The 3537-nt window shown below is 51.7% G+C and carries 2 protein-coding genes and 1 pseudogene; 1 reads left to right on the forward strand and 2 read right to left on the reverse strand.

Features of this window, described 5'->3' with window-relative positions; translation table 11 throughout:
- Nucleotides 1–128 precede the first annotated feature (128 nt).
- Both FG93_RS32160 and FG93_RS32735 read right to left on the reverse strand, forming a co-directional pair.
- Nucleotides 129–794 (reverse strand): annotated as a pseudogene (locus FG93_RS32160) (transposase).
- Between the two features lie 94 nt (nt 795–888).
- Nucleotides 889–1824, reverse strand: a complete 936-nt coding sequence (locus tag FG93_RS32735; RefSeq protein WP_152579710.1) for a M12 family metallopeptidase — start codon at nt 1822–1824, stop codon at nt 889–891.
- Between the two features lie 98 nt (nt 1825–1922).
- Between FG93_RS32735 and FG93_RS32165 the strand changes: the two genes are divergently transcribed.
- Nucleotides 1923–3263, forward strand: a complete 1341-nt coding sequence (locus tag FG93_RS32165; RefSeq protein ID WP_081882017.1) for a serine protease — start codon at nt 1923–1925, stop codon at nt 3261–3263.
- Nucleotides 3264–3537 lie beyond the last annotated feature (274 nt).

Raw genomic sequence — 3537 nt, forward strand, 5'->3', positions numbered from 1 at the left:
CCAATATGACCAGAACCCCTGCGCCGGACAGCCCAAAACCGGCCGATATCCGTCAAAAAATCGCGCCCACAACCCAAACTCGCGGAAACGCAGCAGGAATTTCAGCAGCCTGCTAGAGCATTTTCACGTTATTCCGGCCCATAGCCTGCAGCCTTGAAGTAGTTTCGACATTCTTGGGGTGTGAAGGCCTGGACGATTGTCCCGATCGCTTGCCAGAGGCCCTCGACGGTTCGCTTGGCGGATTTGCGCAGGAGCGCCTTGAGCTTGGCGAAGGCGTTCTCAATCGGGTTGAAGTCGGGGCTGTAGGGCGGCAGGAACACGAGCGTGGCTCCTGTCACTTCGATAGCCTGGCGCACGGCTTCGCCCTTATGGGCGGGCAGGTTGTCCATGACGACGATGTCGCCTGACGCGAGCGTCGGGACGGTCTTGCTCGGCTGCGTGCGCGGTCATTTTTTGACTGTCAGGCCACTCCGGTCGAGGAACTTCCAGAGCGTGCCGATTGCCGCCTTCAGGCCATGCTCTTCCAGCAGCTTCGCCTGCATCTCGGCCAGCGTGATGTCGCAGTCGGCGTCGATCAGGTCCTGCAGATACGCCCCATGTGGATCGAGCTTAGAGTGCTGCGGCTGACCCTGTCGCCTCGCCTTGCGCTCCCCGGTTTCCCGCGCCCGGCGCACCCAGACGATCGCCGTCGCGATCCCGACGCCGAACCGCGCCGCGGCATGACGGGCGGGTAGCCCCGCCTCTGCCGAGGCGATCACTCGTTCACGCAAGTCCTGCCTGTAGGCGCGCGCCATCTCGGTCTCCATCGTCCGACGATGAAGGAAACGCACTGTTCGCGCGGCTTGAGAATCCCACCAGAATCGGAAAGCCGTGAATCTGCTCTAGGTACTATTTTTCAGCGCCAATTATGCGAATGCGTTCAAGCGTTCTTTCTACGGCGGGGGATTGAGGCAGAGCTGCTCCAGGACCACCCCCGACCGGGGCTTCTTCGCTCAGCTCTTGCTTCGGGTAAATTGCCGCGATCCCCTTTTTATCTTGAGCTGACAAAATACCTCTGTTGGATGTGACGCATGCTTCCTTTCCGAAAAAAATATCGGGCGAAACCGAGTAATGCATTATCGAAGATAAATCATAATTAGACGTTATGTAAGCTCTACTGTCCTTAATTCTTGACATATTAGTTTTGGCTTTGTCTTCGTCGCCGCCAAAAAGCCTGGCGGCAGCTTTGAAGTCTATTTCGCATGGCACGTTCGGGCTTTGATGCTCATGCTCTAGGCCTAGAGCGTGGCCAAATTCATGCAGCACGTAGAAGCGGAACGATGGGTCGCGACGTTGATAATTATCCAACCCGTCCAAACCCATCGTCGGTCCGCTTTTGACGGCCGTTGCTGCGCTCCCTATCACTGACCACCATCCATCTGATTTAAAAGTGACTCGGATTTTGGAAGGGTTTGTAGTAGAGCAGGTACGGAAATTCGGAGCCGAACCAAAGTCAAATTTGATATTTGCGAACATCGACCATTCTGACGCGACCGCTGCGACGTTCGCTCTGCCTGTGGAGGACCCATCAAGGAAGCAAACCGGTATCGTCGAGCCAACTTTCCACGCTAAAGCTTTTCGGAAGACGGTCTCCAGGTTTTTATTCGGTGATTTCTTATAGAGTTCGATCAGTTCAGCTCTATCTTTTTCTATCTGGCGTACAGTATCTAGCTCGGATTCGGTAATATTTTGCAATTGGCCCGCAATACCACGTAGGTCGTGCGCGAGAATTTGCGTTGTTGTTGATAAGAATAACAATGCAGACGTTAATATTTTCTTGCCCATGGCGACCTCGTCGCGAAGTGGTTGAAAATTGAATATATCGCTACTATAAGACGAGGTTTATAACTTACTGTCAATGTCATTCCACGATCGGAGTCAGCATGCGCTTATTCTTTGTTGGCATGATTGCATCGATTGGCCTAGTAGATGGAGCATATGCAGGGGATTTTCACTTTCCCGGAAATCAGTTTGGGCGCGCCTATCTGGACTTTCCGCAATCGGCGTCGCCCAGTAAATTCGAGAGTTTATTCAATCAGCGAGCTGATAATTTTGAATTGGTAGGAACTTTCACGCAAGATCATGTCATACGGAAATTGTCCCGTTCAATCGCGCGGCTTGATTTGCTAGTACGGAATGGCGCCGAAAGTGAGTGGGTGGAAATTTGCACGGCAACTCTTGTGAATCAAGATCGCGTAATAACTGCGGAGCATTGTTTTAAAGACGATAATGGCAAGGCTTTAAACATTACTAATGCTCGTGTCAGATTTGGATTCTATGGCGAGCCGATCGGAGAAGGAGAGGATTTTAAAGTTACAATGCCTCCTGATTTTATTGGTAACGATGTGGCCATTGTAAAAATCGAGGGCGATCCCAGTAAGAAATATGTCGCTCTTTCGCCAGCGACAGGGGAGCCTAGCCCCGGTGGTGAGCTGCTAGTTATTCATCATCCTCTTGGCAAGCCGATGCGTGTGACTCGACGGTTTTGCCGCGCTATTTCGCCAAATCCAATTAGCGGCATCGAACTGAGGCATCGCTGTGATACGCTTCCAGGAAGCTCCGGAGCTCCCGTTTTTGAAGATCGCGCGGGTAACCGCTTCATCGGTATTCATGTTCGTGGCTTCGATGAGCCGACCAACGGTAGCTTCAACGTCGCAAATTTGTTTGGGCGGCTGGATCCAAATAGCGAGTTTTTTAAGGGCCTCCTTACCAGCGCTTCTCAGCAGCGGGACCCAAATGCCCCGCAACCGCTAAATCAAGCGCCAGTTGAATTTTCTGTAAGCGCAGATTCTCAGTCCGTGCGTTATGTTGTAGACGGCCATCCACTGCGCCCAGTTGATATTAGTCAACACCAAGCAGGGGCAATAATACAGAATAATGATGTTGTTCGTGGATCTAGCAGTGTAGCAATACGCTTAGGGCGAGACAAAGATATGTTATTGATTAGCGCTTTTAGTCGCAATAATGGGTCAATTTGTTCTAAGCACTTTATATTTCCTATTCGAGACGGAGCTGACATTCAAATCTCGTATCGTGGCGTTGTTAACGGCTACGAGTTATTTGGATTTCGCTATGGTCGAAAGCGTGATCTATTTAACATAGCTGGAATACGCTTGAACGATTTCGTTTTCACGTGGGATCCGTCAGCGCCAAGGACTGGCGAAACACGGAACCCCACGACGGTTGTTCCTCCGAGCTACATCCAGGATTTTGGTTGCAGTTGAAACGGCCGCCGGCGGCATTTTGTAGCCGCAGTTTATGTCCTGAAGGGTGCGCCCGAAAACATTGGGTCTTTCCGCAAGATCTCTGCGATCGGGGGATGAAAATTGTGATACAAATAGCGCTTGATTTGCGGCACATAGGGATTCTGAGAGCTAATACCAAGTCTCGTTGATCAGAACCGATAGGCCCAGTCACGGATGCCGATGGACATAATGCGCCATGGCTGGTCGATGAGCTTGTTCCAGGCGTAGCAGCAGTGATCGACGATATCCTCGT

Origin of the sequence: Allobosea sp. LC85, from assembly GCF_000735605.1 — a bacterium.
Lineage (GTDB): Bacteria > Pseudomonadota > Alphaproteobacteria > Rhizobiales > Beijerinckiaceae > Allobosea.

Bases quoted from the DNA above. Each gene is read 5' to 3' on its own strand.
- FG93_RS32735 (WP_152579710.1), bottom strand. From the start codon at position 1,824: ATGGGCAAGAAAATATTAACGTCTGCATTGTTATTCTTATCAACAACA.
- FG93_RS32165 (WP_081882017.1), top strand. From the start codon at position 1,923: ATGCGCTTATTCTTTGTTGGCATGATTGCATCGATTGGCCTAGTAGAT.